Raw genomic sequence first — 15,468 nt, 5'->3', positions numbered from 1 at the left:
ACGGGGTGTGGCGCAGCTTGGTAGCGCGCTTCGTTCGGGACGAAGAGGCCGCAGGTTCAAATCCTGTCACCCCGACCACAGAGAAAGGCTCCGCCCCACCGGCGGAGCCTTTCTCATCGCAGGACCGCCCTGAGAGACCGGAGACCGATGACAGGCAGCATCCCGCCTCGCCTCGTGGCGTTCGACCTCGATGACACGCTGGCTCCCTCGAAGAGCCCTATCGACCCGCGCATCGGTGACCTTCTCCTCGCGCTGGCCGAACGCGTCGAGGTGGCGATCATCTCCGGCGGCCAGCTCGCGCAGTTCACCGCGCAGGTCGTCGATCGACTGCCGGATGCCTCGTCATCCGCGCTCGCGCGGATGCACCTCCTGCCGACCTGCGGCACGCAGTACTACCGCCTCTCGGACGACGGCATCGTCACTGTCTACAAGCGCTCGCTGACCGATGACCAGAAGTCCCGCGCACTCGCCGCCGTCGAGGGCGAAGCGCGCCGACTGGGTCTGTGGGAGGCCGAGACCTGGGGGGACATCCTCGAGGATCGCGGTTCGCAGATCACCTTCTCGGCGCTCGGCCAGCAGGCCCCCGTCGCCATCAAGACCGCCTGGGACCCGACCGGCGAGAAGAAGAACACCCTCCGCGCCGCCGTCGCGGCGCAGCTTCCCGACCTCGAGGTGCGCTCCGGCGGGTCGACGTCGGTCGACATCACCGAGCAGGGCATCGACAAGGCCTACGGCATGCGGCAGCTCGCCGAGCAGACCGGCATCGCACTCGACGACATGCTGTTCATCGGCGACCGTCTCGATCCCGACGGCAACGACTACCCGGTTCTCGCGATGGGCGTGACGTGCCACGCGGTCGAGGGCTGGGAAGACACCGCCGCCTACCTCGAGCAGCTCATCCCGAGCCTTCCCGTCCGCGTCTGACGCTCCCATCGCACGCGGCCCGGGTCCGGGTACTGGTTGCGCGGGAACACGCGCCGCAAACCCGCAGGACCTGACCCCCGAGCACCGCCCTCAGCCACCCTCACGCTCAGGGGGTAGTTCGCGCGGGAACACGCGCCGCAAACCCACAGGACCTGACCCCCGAGCACCCGGCACTCCCCCGCCCCGAGACCCATGGGGCACATCGCGCGGGAACACCCGCCGCAAACCCGCAGGACCTGACCCCCGAGCACCCGGGCGACGCCGGCAGCAACGGGCGACGCCGGAAGCAACGGGTGGCTCGGGAGGTCGGACTTGCGGATCAGCTCTTGGCAGAAGCCTTGGCGCGCGGCGCCGCGGGCTTCGCGGGGCGGGATGCTGCGGCCTCCGCATCCCCCGACGCCTTCGCGCCGCGGACCGGTGAATCCGACACCGCGCGCACACGTGGCGCACCGCCGCCGACCGCGTCGGCGGGGGCGCCGGCGAGCGGCATGAGCCGGGTGAGCTGTGTGACGTGCTTCGGCTCGAGCTCGGCCAACGACGCGACTCCCAGCAGCTGCATCGTGCGCTCGATCTCGGTGCGCAGGATCGCGATCGTGCGATCCACGCCCTCCCGCCCGCCCGCCATCAGGCCGTAGAGGTACGCGCGGCCGATGAGAGTGAACTTCGCGCCCAGCGCGATCGACGCGACGATGTCGGCGCCGTTCATGATGCCGGTGTCGACCATGACGGTGGCGTCCTTGCCGACCTCGCGCACCACCTCCGGCAGCAGGCGGAACGGGATCGGCGCACGGTCGAGCTGGCGGCCGCCGTGGTTCGACAGGATGATGCCGTCGACCCCGGCGTCGATGAGCCGCTTGGAGTCCTCGACGTTCTGGACGCCCTTGACGACGATCTTGCCGGGCCAGATCTCGCGGATGACGTCGAGGTCGTCGTAGCTGATGGTCGGGTCCATCGCGGCGTTCAGCAGCTCGCCCACGGTGCCGCCGGTCGTCGACAGCGACGCGAACTCGAGCTTGGGCGTCGTGAGGAAGTCGTACCACCACCACGGGCGTGGGATGGCGTTGATGATCGTGCCGAGAGTCAGCTGCGGGGGGATCGAGAAGCCGTTGCGCTTGTCGCGCAGACGCGCGCCGGCGACCGGCGTGTCGACGGTGAACTGCAGGGTGTCGAAGCCCGCTTCGGCGGCGCGGCGCGTCAGCGCGTACGAGACCTCGCGGTCGCGCATGACGTAGAGCTGGAACCAGTTCCGTCCGTTCGGGTTGGCCTTCCGCACGTCCTCGATCGACGTCGTCCCGAGAGTCGAGAGGGTGAATGGGATGCCGGCGGCACCGGCGGCAGCAGCGCCCGCGCTCTCACCCTCGGTCTGCATCAGCCGAGTGAACCCGGTCGGCGCGATGCCGAAGGGCAGTGCTGACGGCCCGCCGAGGATCTCGGTCGACATGTCGACCCGCTCGGCCGGGCGCAGAATGCTCGGGTGGAACTCGACGTCCTCGAACGCCTGGCGCGCGCGAGCGAGCGACAGCTCACCTTCGGCGGCGCCGTCGGTGTAGTCGAACGCGGCCTTGGGCGTGCGGCGCTTCGCGATCGAACGGAGATCGTAGATCGTGAGCGCCGCGTCGAGGCGGCGCTTGCGGCCGTTGAGCTCGGGCTTCTTGAACTGCATGAGCTCGAGGAGCTCGGCGGGCTTGGGCAGCTGACGCGTGACCATGGATGTGCCTTTCGGGTTCAGACGGAAGTGCGAGCGAGGCCCGCATGGGCGTAGTAGCCGGTGATGTGGCTCCGCACGAGGGTGCGGGCGCGGTCGATCTCGCCGCTCTCGACGGCATCGAGGATCGCGCGGTGCTCGTGGCGCAGACGCGAGGCGGTCGCATCCCAATCGGTGATGCGCTCGGCTCCCGCTTGGACGTACGACTCGATGGCGGTGCGCAGGCCCGCCATCGTCGCCGCGATCACGACATTGCCCGAGGCCTCGGCGAGAGCCAGGTGCAGCTGCGCATCGAGTGCGAGGAACTCGGCGGGCGTGAGATCGGTCGCCTCCATCGCGTCGAGGACGGCGCGAGCATCGTCGGTGTCGCGGTCCGGATCCGCAGCCAGCGCTTCGACGACAGCGGATTCGAGCACGAGACGTGTGGCGACGACGTCGTCGAGCGGAAAGCCCTGGGCCGCCACCTGCAGGCGCAGGAGTGCCGACATGCCGCCGTTCGGAGTCGCGATGATCATCGCTCCGGAGGTCGGACCCGAGCCGGTGCCGGTGCGGATGAGGCCCATCACCTCGAGCACACGCAGCGCCTCGCGCACGCTGGATCGGCCGACGCCGAGTGTCGAGGCGAGCTCGCGCTCCGGGGGCAGTCGGTCGCCCGGCTGCAGAGTGCCGTCCAGAAGGTCGGTCTCGATCTTCTCGAGCACCACGCGCCAGGCGCGCGCGGTCGTCGGCGGCGTCGCCGATTCCGCGGCGGCGGGCGTCATCGAAGTCTGTGCCACGGGTCTCCTCATCGATCCATGTGGTCAGACCACGATACCGTGTGGTCTGACCACAATCAAACGCTAGCCTGAGCGCATGGACCCCCTCGTCATCGTCCTCGGCGTCGCCGGCGTCGCCTGCGCCTTCTGCTGGATCGCATCGCTCGTCACGGAAGACACCTCGTGGGTCGACCGGCTCTGGTCCATCGTCCCGGTCGTCTACGTGTGGATCTTCGCCATCGCCGCGCTCATCGCAGGCGAAGACGCGGCGCGACTCGTCGTCATGGCGCTCCTCGTCACCGCGTGGGGCGCACGGCTCACCTTCAACTTCGCCCGCAAGGGCGGGTACACCGGCATGGAGGACTATCGCTGGGCAGTCCTGCGCGGCCGGATGAAGCCGTGGCAGTTCCAGCTCTTCAACCTCTTCTTCATCGTCCTCTACCAGAACGCGCTGCTCGTGCTCATCACGCTTCCGGCGTACATCGGGTGGCAGCATCCGACGCCCTTCACGGGATGGGATGCCGCGTTCTCGGCGCTCTTCGCCGCGTTCCTGGTCGGCGAGTGGGTCGCCGACCAGCAGCAGTGGAACTTCCATCAGGCGAAGAACGCCGCGGGAGGGACGCTCGAGCCCGGGTTCGTCACCACGGGTCTGTTCGCCTACAGCCGCCACCCGAATTTCTTGTTCGAGCAGGCGCAGTGGTGGGTGTTCTACGCGATAGGTGCGACGGCGCTCGTGACCGGCGGCGGCGGATGGCTCAACTGGACGATCGTCGGCGCCGCGTTGCTGACGCTGCTGTTCATCGGCTCGACGATCTTCACCGAGTCGATCACCGCCTCGAAGTATCCGGCCTACGCCGCCTATCAGCGGACCGTGTCGATGCTGCTTCCTCTCCCCCGGCGTCGACGGTCCAAGGCGCCCAAGACGGCGTGAGAGGTCTTCGCCCCGATCAGGCCCGGGCGTAGCCGTTCGGGTTGTTCGACTGCCAGTTCCACGAGTCACGGCACGCTTCATCGATGGTGCGCGTGGCCGTCCATCCGAGTTCGCGCTGCGCCTTGGACGGGTCGCAGTACGAAGCCGCGACGTCGCCTGCCCGGCGGGGCAGGATCTCGCGCGGAATCTTCTTGCCGGCTGCTCGTTCGAAGGCCGCGATGAGCTCGAGGACCGTCACCGGCGTACCGGTGCCGAGGTTGTAGATCTCGTACCCTTCGCGAGCGTGCTCGAGCGCCGCGACGTGACCGGCTGCGAGGTCCAGCACATGGATGTAGTCGCGCTGACCCGTCCCGTCGGGGGTGTCATAGTCGTCGCCGAACACGCCGACGCGGTCGAGTGCCCCGACAGCGACGCGAGCCACGTACGGCATCAGGTTGTTGGGCACGCCGGCAGGATCCTCGCCGATCCGGCCGCTGGGGTGAGCGCCGACCGGGTTGAAGTACCGCAGGCTCACCGCGCGCAGAGCCGGGTCGGCGGCCGCGGCATCCTTCAGGATCTCTTCGATCATGCGCTTGGTCTTGCCGTACGGGTTCGTCAGGTCGATGCCGGTGGGCGACTCCTCCGACAGCGGCAGCGTCTCCGGAGCGCCGTAGACGGTCGCAGAACTCGAGAACACGATCGTCGGGATGCCCTCGGCCGCCATCAGTTTCAGGATCGCGATCGAGGTGCCGATGTTGACGTCGTAGTAGCGCACCGGCTCGGCCACCGACTCACCGACGGCCTTGAGCCCGGCGAAGTGGATCACCGCGTCGACGGGCGCATGCGTGCGCACGAAGGCGGTGAGCGCATCGACGTCGCGCGCGTCGGCGGCCAGGAACGGGATCTTCGCACCCGTCAGCTGCTCCACCCGCGCCACGGCCTCGGCGGAGGAGTTCGAGAGGTCGTCGACGACGAGGACGTCGTGCCCGGCTTCGAGAAGGGCGACGGCCGTGTGGGCGCCGATGTAACCGGCGCCGCCGGCGAGGAGAACGCGCATGACTCCAGCCTAGAACGAGCGCGTGTCGGTCATGACGCATGACGGGCCACCGAGGTGACCCCCGCTGACCGGAGAGGTCAGCGCAGGCGCCCACCCGATTCGCGCAGGTAGTCCTCTGCGCACAGCGACTCGTACGTCACGCGGTCGCTGCTGAGCTCGTCGATCGCCACCTGGTCGCCCTCGAAGACGAACCGCCCGCCCACCAGCCGCGCGTTGAAGAGCGCCTTGCGGCCGCACCGGCAGATGGTCTTGAGCTCCTCGAGGGAGTGGGCGAGCTCCATCAGGCGCGCCGATCCGGGAAACGCCTGGGTCTGGAAGTCGGTGCGGATGCCGTAGGCGAGGACCGGAACGCCGTCCAGCACCACGATGCGCAAGAGGTCGTCGACCTGCTCGCTGGTGAGGAACTGCGCCTCGTCGATCAGGAGGCAGGCGACGTCGACCTCGTGCTCGTCCGACTCCGGCACGAGGGTGGTCGCGGCATCCCGCTTCACGCGTGCGCGATGCTCTGCGAACAGGGCGCGAAGATCGTCATCGGGACCGATCAGGAAGTCGACATCACGCGACATTCCGAGACGGCTGTCGATGCGTCCCGCGCCTTTCGTGTCGATCGCCGGCTTGGCCAGCAGCACATGCTGCCCGCGCTCCTCGTAGTTGTACGCGGCCTGAAGGAGGGACGTCGACTTTCCGGAGTTCATCGCCCCGTAGCGGAAGTAGAGCTTGGCCACGGATCGAGCGTAGTGCGTGAGCGGTCATGCGCTTCCGCTCCCGGCCCTCCCCCGATCAGCGGCCGCCGAATCCGCCTCCGCCGCCACCGCCCCCAGAGAACCCGCCGCCGGAGGAGCCGCCCGACGACGACCAGCTGCTCGAGAACGAGGAGCCGGACGAGTTCGACGAGCTTCCCCGCGACACGGGGGTCACGGCGAGCCGACCGATCGACGAGGACGCCTCGGACAGGGAATCCGACGTCACCGAGTCGAACAGCGCGAGCCTCGCTGCCGGCAGGCCCGCCTCGGCGGCCGGCTGCGCCGCGCGGATGACCGCGACCCACGCCTGCTGCATGCCGAGCAGCACCGCGTAGGGCAGGAGTCTCTCGTAGAGATTGACGACGTCGGCGCCGGGAGCGTTCGGCTGGTCTCCGAAAGGCCGGCGCCCGGCCGACACGAGGTCGGCCGACCGTGGTCCCTGGGCGACGCGCAGGCGCTCCTCCTCGGCGAGAGAGAGATACTCGCGGATGCCGTGGAGGTAGGTGAGGTGCACTCCACCGGCGAGCGTGAGGGTCGTGCGGGGCAGCCTGACGAACGGCAGCACGATGAAGGCGCCGAAGGCGCTCACGATGGCGAGGGCGTAGATCCACCCGCCGAGTGCGTCCAGATCGGACAGGACGGACGGCATGGCGTCGACGAAGAAGGTCAGCAGGATCGCGACGGCGAACCCGCCGAACTGCATCAGGCCGCGGACGCTGCCGACCCACTGCGGCGTCTTGCTGCGGTAGCCGCGGTCAACCGCGGAGTCTTCGATGCGGCGGACGTAGGTCACGGCGCGAATCGGGGGCTTCTTCGCGAAGACTCCGAGGTCCACGCGGTCCCCGGGTGCGGCATCCTTCCCGAACAGAGTCGTGACGATCCGCCGGTCATCGTGCTCCAGCCCTGACTCGTCGCGGAGCACGACGGCGAAGTCGTCGGCGTCGGCACGCTTCCCCGTCGCCGTGATCTCGACTCTGTCCCTCACCGCCAGGTCCACGACGTGCGCGGCGAGGGCCTTCGCGGGCACGCCGAGGACACCGGCCGACAGCGTCGGCGACTCGTCCACGGGTGGACTGTACTGCACGATGACGGGTGAGCGGTCGGGGTTGCGCCGCAGCAACGTCCTCGCGACGAGCAGGAAGACGGAACCGCCGACACCGGCCACCAGTCCGAGCACCGGCAGGATCCACTCCCACCATGGGTACGGGGGCGGGGGCGGAGGCGTGAGGGCGGCGAAGGTGCCCGGGACGAACCCGAGAGCGACGGTGACGTTCTCGTCGGCGCCGAGGCCAGAATCGGCGGCCGCGAACGCGAGCTGCCTCTCAGCAGCCCCGGTGATCCCACGACTGAGCGCCCACGCAAGGACGTCGTCGGGCGGGCCGTCCGCGGCAACCTCCCGGATATCGCAGCGCTCGGTGGATCCCGCCGGGCCGGTGTAGCAGAACACCCGGTCGGCCAGGATGCCGTCTGCCGCGTCACCGAGCACCCGGACGTTCGCGCGGACCTCACCGAACGGCTGCGCGTGGTCGGTGCCCACGGTGTCCCAGTAGAACTCGTCGGCGCCCGTGTCGTCGTAGCGCAGTACGACATCGCTCATCGTGTAGGAGATCACGTAGGTCTGGCGGCCGCGGACGTAGCTGTCGTCACCGGTGAGCACGTAGACGAATTCGTCGTCCTCCTCGGTCCACCACGGAATGGGAGCTCCCCCGGCGTCGGTGACGCTGACGACCCTCGTGTCGTGCGCGATGCCCGAATCCGCCTTCGGCAGCCACCGCACGATGCCCCTGTTCTGATCGGACTCGGGGAATCGCGCGACGAGCGTCTCGGTCGTGAAGAGCTCGCTCCGGCCACCCGGGCCGCGCCCGAGCCAGTACTCCGCCTCGAAGGAGTCGTACGAGAAGTCGTCGACGGACCCCACGGCTCCCAGGGCCGCCGCGGCACCCCATGCGTCGTCGCGCGCGGCGATCCCGGGCGATGAGACTCCGCCCGCCGGACCCGCGCTGCGCGAGACGGCCACGGCGCCGCCCACCGTGACGGCGACGATCAGAGCGGCCACGACCGCCCACGTGCGCCAGGAGAGCCGAGCCCGCATGCCCCCACCCTAGGGGGCCGGAGTGGCGCGCTCCCACGACTCGACCGCGCCCGGCACTTCGAGCAGACTCGGCGAGGCCGTGGCGAGTGTCGGCAGCCGCGGCAGCCAGCCGGGATCGCGCACACCGACTTTGGCCCGCAGGTGCTCCAGCTCGAAGGCGAGCTGACCGGTGGTGACGGGGATGCCGGGGGCCGCGGCATCCGGTCTCATCACGCGCGTCGCGTCGAAGGCGTACCCGCGCCGCACCGCTTCGGCGCGCAGGCTCATCAGGTAATGACCGACCGCGTCGAGCGGCTCTGTCGAGGCTCGGAAGCGCTCCAGCTGAGGATGCTTGGTGTACCCGCGCGTCGTTCCGGTGAGCACCCGCTGCGCCAGGAGCCCTTCGCGCCAGCACGCGACGAGAGCGGCACGATCAAGGATCGACGGATGCAGCGACCACAGTCTCACGAACGGCAGCCCGTCTGCGCCTAAGCCGTGAGGGCGAGGGTCTCCGCGGTCTCGGTGAGCACGTCCTGCGCCACCTCGGGGCGCGGGTTCAGCGTCTCGCCGTAGCTCGGGATCAGCTCGCGCAGGCGCGGCTCCCACGACTCGATGCGGTCGGGGAAGCACGTCTTCAGCAGGCCGAGCATGATCGACGCGGCCGTCGACGCCCCGGGCGATGCACCCAGCAGACCGGCGATCGTGCCGTCGGCGCCGGTGACCACCTCGGTGCCGAACTGCAGGATGCCACCCTTCTTGGGGTCCTTCTTCATGACCTGTGCGCGCTGGCCGGCCTGGATGAGCTCCCAGTCCTCGTCCTTCGCGGTCGGCACGAACATGCGCAGGCTGTCGACCTTCTTCTTGTGGTTCTTCAGCAGCTCACCCACCAGGTAGGTGATGAGACTCGGGTTGTCGACGGCGACTTTCAGCATCGGACCCAGATTGTGCGCACGGACCTGCGTCACGAGATCGAGCATCGAGCCGTTCTTGAGGAACTTGGGACTGAACGTGGCGAACGGGCCGAACAGCAGGGATGCCTCGCCGTCGACGACGCGGGTGTCCAGATGCGGCACCGACATGGGCGGAGCCCCGACCGACGCCTGCGAGTACACCTTCGCCTTGTGCTGAGCGACGACCGCTGGATTGGAGGTCTTGAGGAACTGCCCGCCGATCGGGAACACGCCGTAACCCGAGATCTCGGGGATGCCCGAGCGCTGCAGCAGCTTCAGCGCCCACCCGCCGGCGCCGACGAACACGAACTTCGCGCGGATCTCGCCCGGCGAGCGGCCGATCGTCCGGCGGTACCGGACACGCCAGGAGCCGTCCTCAAGGCGTTTCAGGCGACGAACCTCGGTGTTCGTGCGCACATCGGCGCCGTTCTCGGCGAGGTGGGCGAACAGCTGACGCGTCAGCGCGCCGAAGTCGACGTCGGTGCCCGCCGGCACCCGGGTCGCCGCGAAGGGCTCTCCCCTGCGGCGCTTCTTCATGAGAAGCGGAGCCCACTGATTGATCACGCGCGAGTCTTCGCTGTACTGGATGCCCGCGAACAGCGGCTGGTCCTTCAACGCCTCGTAGCGCTTCTTGAGGAAGGCGACATCCTTCTCACCACGGACGAACGTCATGTGCGGCGTGGAGTTGATGAACGTGGACGGGGCGTCGAGGACGCCCTTCTCCACGAGCGACGACCACAGCTGACGGCTCTGCTGGAACTGCTCGTTGATCGAGATCGCCTTCGTGGCGTCGACGACGCCGTCCTTGCCCTCCGGGGTGTAGTTCAGCTCGCACAGGGCGGCGTGGCCGGTGCCGGCGTTGTTCCAGGCGTTCGAGCTCTCCAGCGCGACGTCGCTCAGTCGCTCGAAGACCGCGATCTTCAGATCGGGCTGCAGCTCCTGGAGCAGCGTGCCGAGCGTCGCGCTCATGATCCCGCCGCCGATGAGGAGAACGTCCACCGTGCCGCTGGGCAGATCGCTGTCGTCGGGATGGGGCAGGGCGTCGGAGGGCGTTTCGGTCACCAGTCGATTCTATTCGTGCCGCAAAGTACCCCCGACCGGCAGCCCTCGACAGAGCCGAAAGTCTCAGGTTTCTTGCCCGACGAGAAAGCGGGCGGCGAGCTCAGACGGTCGCGCCCAGGTTCGCCGCGACCACTTCTGCGATCTGCACGGCGTTGAGCGCCGCGCCCTTGCGCAGGTTGTCGTTTGAGATGAACAGCACCAGCCCCTTACCCTCGGGCGCGGACTGATCGGCGCGGATGCGCCCGACGTAGCTCGGGTCGTTCCCCGCCGCCTGCAGCGGGGTGGGAACCTCTTCCAGCGACACACCCGGGGCCGAGGCCAGCAGGTCCCGCGCGCGCTCGGGCGTGATGTCGCGCGCGAACTCGGCGTGGATCGAGAGCGAGTGGCCGGTGAAGACGGGGACGCGCACGCAGGTGCCGGCCACGAGAAGGTCGGGAAGCTCGAGGATCTTGCGGCTCTCGTTGCGGAGCTTCTTCTCCTCGTCGGTCTCGTTCAAGCCGTCGTCGACGAGGTTGCCGGCGAAGGGGATCACGTCGAACGCGATCGGGGCCACGTACTTCTCGGGCTGCGGGAAGTCGACCGCCGAGCCGTCGCGCACGAGGTCGATGGCGTTCGGCTGTGCGACCACGGCCTCGATCTGACCGAGCAGCTCCTGGGCGCCGGCGAGGCCCGAGCCCGAGACGGCCTGATACGTCGACACGATCAGGCGCTCGAGACCGGCCTCGGTGTCGAGCACCTTGAGCACCGGCATCGCGGCCATCGTGGTGCAGTTCGGGTTGGCGACGATGCCCTTCTTCGCCTCTGCGATCGCGTGGGGGTTGACCTCGCTGACCACCAGCGGCACGTCGGGGTCCATGCGCCAGGCACTGGAGTTGTCGATGACGACGGCACCAGCCTCGGCGAAGCGGGGCGCGTGCGCGCGGCTGCCCGTGGCGCCGGCGGAGAACAGCGCGATGTCGACGCCCGACGGGTCGGCGGTCGCGACGTCCTCGATGATCACGGTGCGGCCGGCGAACTCCACGGCGGTGCCGGCCGAACGAGCGGTGGCGAAGAGCCGCAGTTCGCCGATCGGGAAGTTGCGCTCGGCGAGGATCTCGCGCATGACCGTCCCGACCTGGCCGGTGGCGCCGACGACGGCGACGGAGAGTCCTGAATCGGAGATGCGAGCCATGATGTTTCCTCAGCGTGGAGCGGACGCGCGGGCACCGTCGGACGCACGTTTTGCCCGATTCTACCGTCGCCGCGCGATGGTCCGGTCCGCGTTACGGCCCGGAGCAGGAGTTCAGCGGCCGGTGCCGGCGTAGACGGTGGCGTCGTCGTCGCCGTCGAGTCCGTACGCCCGGTGCACCACGCGTGCGGCTTCGGCGAGATCGTCACCGCGCACCACCACCGAGATGCGGATCTCGGATGTCGAGATCATCTCGATGTTGACCCCCGAGACGCTCAGCGCCTCGAAAAGGGTGGCCGAGACTCCGGAGTGCGTGCGCATGCCCGCGCCGACCACCGACAGCTTGCCGATCTGATCGTCGTGGACGAGATTCTCGAAGCCGATCTCGGCCTGGTCCCCCGCGAGCGCCTTCAGCGCCACCGCGGCGTCGGTCTTGGGGACCGTGAAGGAGATGTCGGTGCGGCCCGTGGTCGCCGCCGACACGTTCTGCACGATCATGTCGACATTGGCTCCGGACTTCGCGACGACCTTGAAGATCTCGGCCGCCTTGCCCGGCACGTCGGGCACGCCGGTGACGGTGATCTTGGCCTGCCCCAGGTCGGTGGCGACGCCGGCGACGATCGGCTCTTCCATCTCTTCTCCCTCTTGGCCATCGGGGATGCTCATCCCCGGGCCGAGTACATAGGTCCCCACGCCCGAGCTGAACGTGGAGCGGGCGTGGATCAGCACGCCGTGCCGACGCGCGTACTCGACCGCGCGGATGTACAGCACCTTGGCGCCGTTGGCAGCGAGCTCGAGCATCTCCTCCGCCGAGACGACACTCAGCTTGCGGGCCTTGGGCACGACGCGCGGGTCGGCGGTGAAGATCCCGTCGACGTCGCTGTAGATCTCGCACACGTCGGCGTCCAGCGCCGCCGCCAGCGCGACAGCGGTCGTGTCGGAGCCGCCACGACCCAGCGTGGTGATGTCACGGGTGTCGCGGTTGAAGCCCTGGAAGCCGGCGACGATGACGATCGCGCCTTCGTCGAGCGCCTCGCGCAGCCGCACCGGCGTCACGTCGACGATGCGCGCCGAGCCGTGATCGGCGGTCGTGATCATGCCGGCCTGGCTGCCGGTGAACGACCGCGCCTCGAAGCCCATCGAGTGGATCGCCATCGCGAGGAGGGCCATCGAGATGCGCTCGCCGCTCGAGAGCAGCATGTCGAGCTCGCGCGGTGCGGGGATGGGGGCGACCTGCGATGCGAGGTCGAGCAGCTCATCCGTGGTGTCGCCCATCGCGCTCACCGCGACGACCACGTCGTGGCCCGCTCGGCGCGTGTCGACGATGCGCTTCGCGACCCGCTTGATGCTCTCGGCATCCGCGACCGACGACCCGCCGTACTTCTGGACGATCAGCGCCACGATCAGACTCCCGGAGGTGCCGCACACGCGGCACGCGTAAGTGGTGGATGGACGAACGGATGCCGGACGATGGCTTGCACGCTCACCCAGGGATCCATCTTACGGACGCGCTTATGCGGCCACGGCCATGTGACAGAGCGGGAGCGGTCGCGCGATCCCCCGCCGCACAGTCTTGGATCCGCAGGTACGGCGCTCAGAGGCGACACACGGCCGCGGCATCCGGGACCCGCGTGTCGCCGGCGCGGCCCGCTCCTGCCGATCCGAGCGTGTGCTCGGCGCGACGCTGTCCCGCTAGCATCCGACCATGGAGCTGATCGAGGCGTGGTCGGAATTCAATGTGGCGATGGTCGGCGCGACGGCCGCGCTTGCGGGTCTGGTGATCGTCGCGGCGAGTGTCAACATCAGCGACATCATCAAGGCGGAATCCCTCACGGCCCGCCTGGCGGCCGGGATCGCGGGCCTGGTTCTGGCACTGAGCGGCGCGGCGGTGGGATTGATCCCCGGACTGGATGCCTCGGCGTACGGCATCGCGATGATCCTTCTCGCGATCGCCGCGGGCGTCTTCCCGTTCCAGGCCGCCCGCCAGATCTACCGCAACCGGCACCCGGCCAATCGGCTGCGGTGGGGAAAGTCCGCAGTCGGCTTCGCGGCTCCACTCACGTATGTCGTCGGCGGCGCTTTGCTGGTGGCTCAGCAGCCGAGCGGACTGATCTGGTTCGCGGTGGGCTGCATCATCGCCGTGATCGCCGCACTGCTCATCTCGTGGATCGTGCTCGTCGAGGTACTGCGCTGACGTCGGGGGCTATCCCGGCGCGACCGGCGGCAGGTCGCTCTCGGTCTTGCGCACCCGGAGGGTGCCGCCGGTGGCGGCGAGCCAGCAGCCGAGGATGACCAGCGGGAAGCCGAAGAGCAGCCCGAGGGTGAGCGGCTCTCCCAGCACGATGAGACCGAGGACGATGGCCACGACCGGGTTGACGTAGGTGAACAGCGGCGCCCGCACGGGGCCCACGCGCGCGATGAGCGCAAAGAAGACGATGAACGCCACCGCGGTGCACAGCACCGCCAGCGCCACGAGCGCCATGGTGCTCGTGAGCGTCGGCATCTCGTGCTGGGTGAGCGCGCCGATCGGCAGATAGAAGATCCCCACGGCGAGGAGGGCCAGCGTGATGGTGCCGAGCGCCGGCACGTCGCGCAGCTTGGTGGCGATCACGAACGGTGCGATGGCATAAAGAAGCGCCACGAGGAGCACCTCGCCGACCGCGACCAGTCCCCCGCCGCCCTCGATCGCGAGGCCCGGGCCTGCGACGATGATCGCGACGCCCGCGAACCCTATGACCAGCCCGATGGCGCGCGACGGCTTCAGCACCGACCGGTCACCGCCGCCGAGGGCGATGATCGCCGCGAACAGCGGCACGGTCGCCACCAGCAGCCCGGTGAGGCCCGAGGGCAGCGTCTGCTCGGCGTGGCCGAGCAGCAGGAACGGGCCGGCCATCTCGATCGCGCCGAAGGCGAGGATCCAGCCGATCTTCGGCAGCGCCGGGCGCAGCGCCTTCTGACGCAGCGCGAACGGGAGCAGGATCAGGCCGCCCAGAAGCGTGCGGCCGGCCACCACCGCAGCCGGCGAGTACGAGTCGACCGCCTGTTTGATGAACAGGTACGGGATGCCCCACAGGATGGCCATCGCGGCGAAGAGCAGCCACGCACGGGCATCGAAGCGCTGGACGGGGTTCACGACGCGGCGTCCGTCAGATCGACCGTCGGCCCTCGAAGGCGCGGCCGAGGGTCACCTCGTCGGCGTACTCGAGGTCGCCGCCGACAGGCAGACCGGAGGCCAGACGGGTGACCGAGATCTCGAGGCTGTGCAGCAGGCGGCTCAGGTACGTGGCCGTCGCCTCGCCCTCGAGGTTGGGATTCGTGGCGAGGATGACCTCCTGCACGGTGCCGTCGGCGAGGCGCTGCATCAGCTGCGTGATCCGGAGATCGTCGGGACCGATGCCGGCGATGGGGCTGATGGCGCCGCCGAGCACGTGGTAGAGCCCGCGGAACTCGCGGGTCCGCTCGATCGCAGCGACATCCTTGGCGTCTTCGACGACGCAGATCAGGGTGGTGTTGCGGCGCGGATCGCGGCAGATCGAGCAGCGCTCCTGCTCGGTGACGTTGCCGCACACCTCGCAGAAGCGCACCTTCTCGCGCACCTCGCTCAGCAGTTCGGCGAGATGCGAGACATCGAAGCCAGGGGTCTGCAGGATGTGGAACGCGATCCGCTGCGCCGACTTGGGTCCGATGCCCGGAAGCCGGCCGAATTCGTCGATCAGGTCTTGGACGATGCCGTCGTACATGGTCTAGCTGAACCTCGTGGGCGGCTCGTAGGGCTCCTCGCGCAGAAACGTCGCGCCGAGCATCTGACGCACCACGGCTTCGCCGTACCGCTGCACGCCACCGGTGCGCATGGTGGTCACGGGTGTCAGTGGGGGCGCGACCGTAGGCGGCACCGGCGCGTCGGCCTGGGTCTCGGGGGCGACATCGAGCTCGTCGTCGTCGGCGCTGTCGAGCGACACCGCCACCTCGGCGGGGGGTCAGCACCTCACCTTCGCGGACGGGCGCGAGTGTCGCCACACGGACGGCGGAGGACGAGGCGGCGGCGTCCTCGGGCTCGTCGTCGACCGCGAACTGGCCGGGAGCGTTCGAGGTGAGCGAGACAGCGTCGCTCGGATAGTCGGGG

The 15,468-nt window shown here is 69.2% G+C and carries 15 protein-coding genes and 1 tRNA gene; 4 read left to right on the top strand and 12 right to left on the bottom strand.

Features of this window, described 5'->3' with window-relative positions:
* Window position 1 precedes the first annotated feature (1 nt).
* A tRNA-Pro gene (locus tag WYM_RS14705) sits at window positions 2–78 on the top strand.
* A 69-nt stretch (window positions 79–147) separates the two neighbouring features.
* Window positions 148–924, top strand: coding sequence for an HAD-IIB family hydrolase (locus WYM_RS14700; RefSeq protein WP_019181609.1), 777 nt, complete (start codon window positions 148–150; stop codon window positions 922–924).
* A 319-nt stretch (window positions 925–1,243) separates the two neighbouring features.
* On the opposite strand, the gene WYM_RS20390 is transcribed toward WYM_RS14700, so the two are convergent.
* Together WYM_RS20390 and WYM_RS14690 are read right to left on the bottom strand one after the other, a co-directional pair.
* Window positions 1,244–2,632 carry an alpha-hydroxy acid oxidase gene (locus WYM_RS20390; RefSeq protein ID WP_019181608.1) on the bottom strand — a complete coding sequence of 463 codons (1,389 nt, stop codon included), beginning with the start codon at window positions 2,630–2,632 and terminating at the stop codon, window positions 1,244–1,246.
* A gap of 17 nt (window positions 2,633–2,649) precedes the next feature.
* Window positions 2,650–3,390, bottom strand: a complete 741-nt coding sequence (locus WYM_RS14690) for a FadR/GntR family transcriptional regulator (RefSeq protein ID WP_019181607.1) — start codon at window positions 3,388–3,390, stop codon at window positions 2,650–2,652.
* A 91-nt stretch (window positions 3,391–3,481) separates the two neighbouring features.
* Between WYM_RS14690 and WYM_RS14685 the strand changes: the two genes are divergently transcribed.
* Window positions 3,482–4,315: a DUF1295 domain-containing protein gene (locus WYM_RS14685; protein ID WP_019181606.1), complete on the top strand. Its 834-nt coding sequence runs from the start codon at window positions 3,482–3,484 to the stop codon at window positions 4,313–4,315.
* 16 nt (window positions 4,316–4,331) lie between these two features.
* On the opposite strand, the gene galE is transcribed toward WYM_RS14685, so the two are convergent.
* The 7 genes from galE to WYM_RS14650 form a co-directional block, all read right to left on the bottom strand.
* Window positions 4,332–5,351, bottom strand: coding sequence for a UDP-glucose 4-epimerase GalE (gene galE / locus WYM_RS14680; protein WP_019181605.1), 1,020 nt, complete (start codon window positions 5,349–5,351; stop codon window positions 4,332–4,334).
* Window positions 5,352–5,428: 77 nt separating this feature from the next.
* Complete coding sequence (locus tag WYM_RS14675; RefSeq protein WP_019181604.1) at window positions 5,429–6,076, bottom strand: thymidine kinase; 648 nt, start codon at window positions 6,074–6,076, stop codon at window positions 5,429–5,431.
* A 55-nt stretch (window positions 6,077–6,131) separates the two neighbouring features.
* The gene (locus tag WYM_RS14670) at window positions 6,132–8,186 is read right to left on the bottom strand and encodes a DUF2207 domain-containing protein (protein WP_019181603.1); all 2,055 of its coding nucleotides are present in this window, start codon (window positions 8,184–8,186) and stop codon (window positions 6,132–6,134) included.
* A gap of 9 nt (window positions 8,187–8,195) precedes the next feature.
* A complete protein-coding gene (locus WYM_RS14665; RefSeq protein WP_019181602.1) occupies window positions 8,196–8,633 on the bottom strand; it encodes a pyrimidine dimer DNA glycosylase/endonuclease V in 438 nt (145 codons plus the stop codon).
* Between the two features lie 20 nt (window positions 8,634–8,653).
* Window positions 8,654–10,129 carry a malate:quinone oxidoreductase gene (locus WYM_RS14660; RefSeq protein ID WP_026059838.1) on the bottom strand — a complete coding sequence of 492 codons (1,476 nt, stop codon included), beginning with the start codon at window positions 10,127–10,129 and terminating at the stop codon, window positions 8,654–8,656.
* A gap of 148 nt (window positions 10,130–10,277) precedes the next feature.
* The gene (locus WYM_RS14655; RefSeq protein ID WP_019181600.1) at window positions 10,278–11,348 is read right to left on the bottom strand and encodes an aspartate-semialdehyde dehydrogenase; all 1,071 of its coding nucleotides are present in this window, start codon (window positions 11,346–11,348) and stop codon (window positions 10,278–10,280) included.
* Between the two features lie 111 nt (window positions 11,349–11,459).
* Entirely contained in the window at window positions 11,460–12,746 is a 1,287-nt protein-coding gene (locus WYM_RS14650) for an aspartate kinase (RefSeq protein WP_026059837.1), read from the bottom strand.
* 304 nt (window positions 12,747–13,050) lie between these two features.
* On the opposite strand from WYM_RS14650, the gene WYM_RS14645 reads away from it, so the two are divergent.
* Window positions 13,051–13,539 carry a hypothetical protein gene (locus WYM_RS14645; protein WP_019181598.1) on the top strand — a complete coding sequence of 163 codons (489 nt, stop codon included), beginning with the start codon at window positions 13,051–13,053 and terminating at the stop codon, window positions 13,537–13,539.
* A gap of 9 nt (window positions 13,540–13,548) precedes the next feature.
* Here WYM_RS14645 and WYM_RS14640 read toward each other — a convergent pair whose 3' ends face one another.
* From WYM_RS14640 to WYM_RS14630, 3 genes are read right to left on the bottom strand one after another with little or no spacing between them, the layout of a single operon-like run.
* Window positions 13,549–14,478: a DMT family transporter gene (locus WYM_RS14640; protein WP_019181597.1), complete on the bottom strand. Its 930-nt coding sequence runs from the start codon at window positions 14,476–14,478 to the stop codon at window positions 13,549–13,551.
* Window positions 14,479–14,491: 13 nt separating this feature from the next.
* Complete coding sequence (gene recR / locus WYM_RS14635; protein ID WP_019181596.1) at window positions 14,492–15,085, bottom strand: recombination mediator RecR; 594 nt, start codon at window positions 15,083–15,085, stop codon at window positions 14,492–14,494.
* Between the two features lie 3 nt (window positions 15,086–15,088).
* Complete coding sequence (locus WYM_RS14630; RefSeq protein ID WP_019181595.1) at window positions 15,089–15,304, bottom strand: hypothetical protein; 216 nt, start codon at window positions 15,302–15,304, stop codon at window positions 15,089–15,091.
* Window positions 15,305–15,468 lie beyond the last annotated feature (164 nt).

Source organism: Microbacterium yannicii PS01, assembly GCF_000304335.1.
Taxonomy (GTDB): domain Bacteria; phylum Actinomycetota; class Actinomycetes; order Actinomycetales; family Microbacteriaceae; genus Microbacterium; species Microbacterium yannicii_A.
The sequence above is the reverse complement of the archived record's forward strand: the minus strand, read 5'-3'. Positions and strand labels throughout refer to the sequence as shown.

Coding starts and splice junctions, on each gene's coding strand:
- WYM_RS14700 (WP_019181609.1), top strand. CDS start 148: ATGACAGGCAGCATCCCGCCTCGCCTCGTGGCGTTCGACCTCGATGAC.
- WYM_RS20390 (WP_019181608.1), bottom strand. CDS start 2,632: ATGGTCACGCGTCAGCTGCCCAAGCCCGCCGAGCTCCTCGAGCTCATG.
- WYM_RS14690 (WP_019181607.1), bottom strand. CDS start 3,390: ATGACGCCCGCCGCCGCGGAATCGGCGACGCCGCCGACGACCGCGCGC.
- WYM_RS14685 (WP_019181606.1), top strand. CDS start 3,482: ATGGACCCCCTCGTCATCGTCCTCGGCGTCGCCGGCGTCGCCTGCGCC.
- galE (WP_019181605.1), bottom strand. CDS start 5,351: ATGCGCGTTCTCCTCGCCGGCGGCGCCGGTTACATCGGCGCCCACACG.
- WYM_RS14670 (WP_019181603.1), bottom strand. CDS start 8,186: ATGCGGGCTCGGCTCTCCTGGCGCACGTGGGCGGTCGTGGCCGCTCTG.
- WYM_RS14655 (WP_019181600.1), bottom strand. CDS start 11,348: ATGGCTCGCATCTCCGATTCAGGACTCTCCGTCGCCGTCGTCGGCGCC.
- WYM_RS14645 (WP_019181598.1), top strand. CDS start 13,051: ATGGAGCTGATCGAGGCGTGGTCGGAATTCAATGTGGCGATGGTCGGC.
- recR (WP_019181596.1), bottom strand. CDS start 15,085: ATGTACGACGGCATCGTCCAAGACCTGATCGACGAATTCGGCCGGCTT.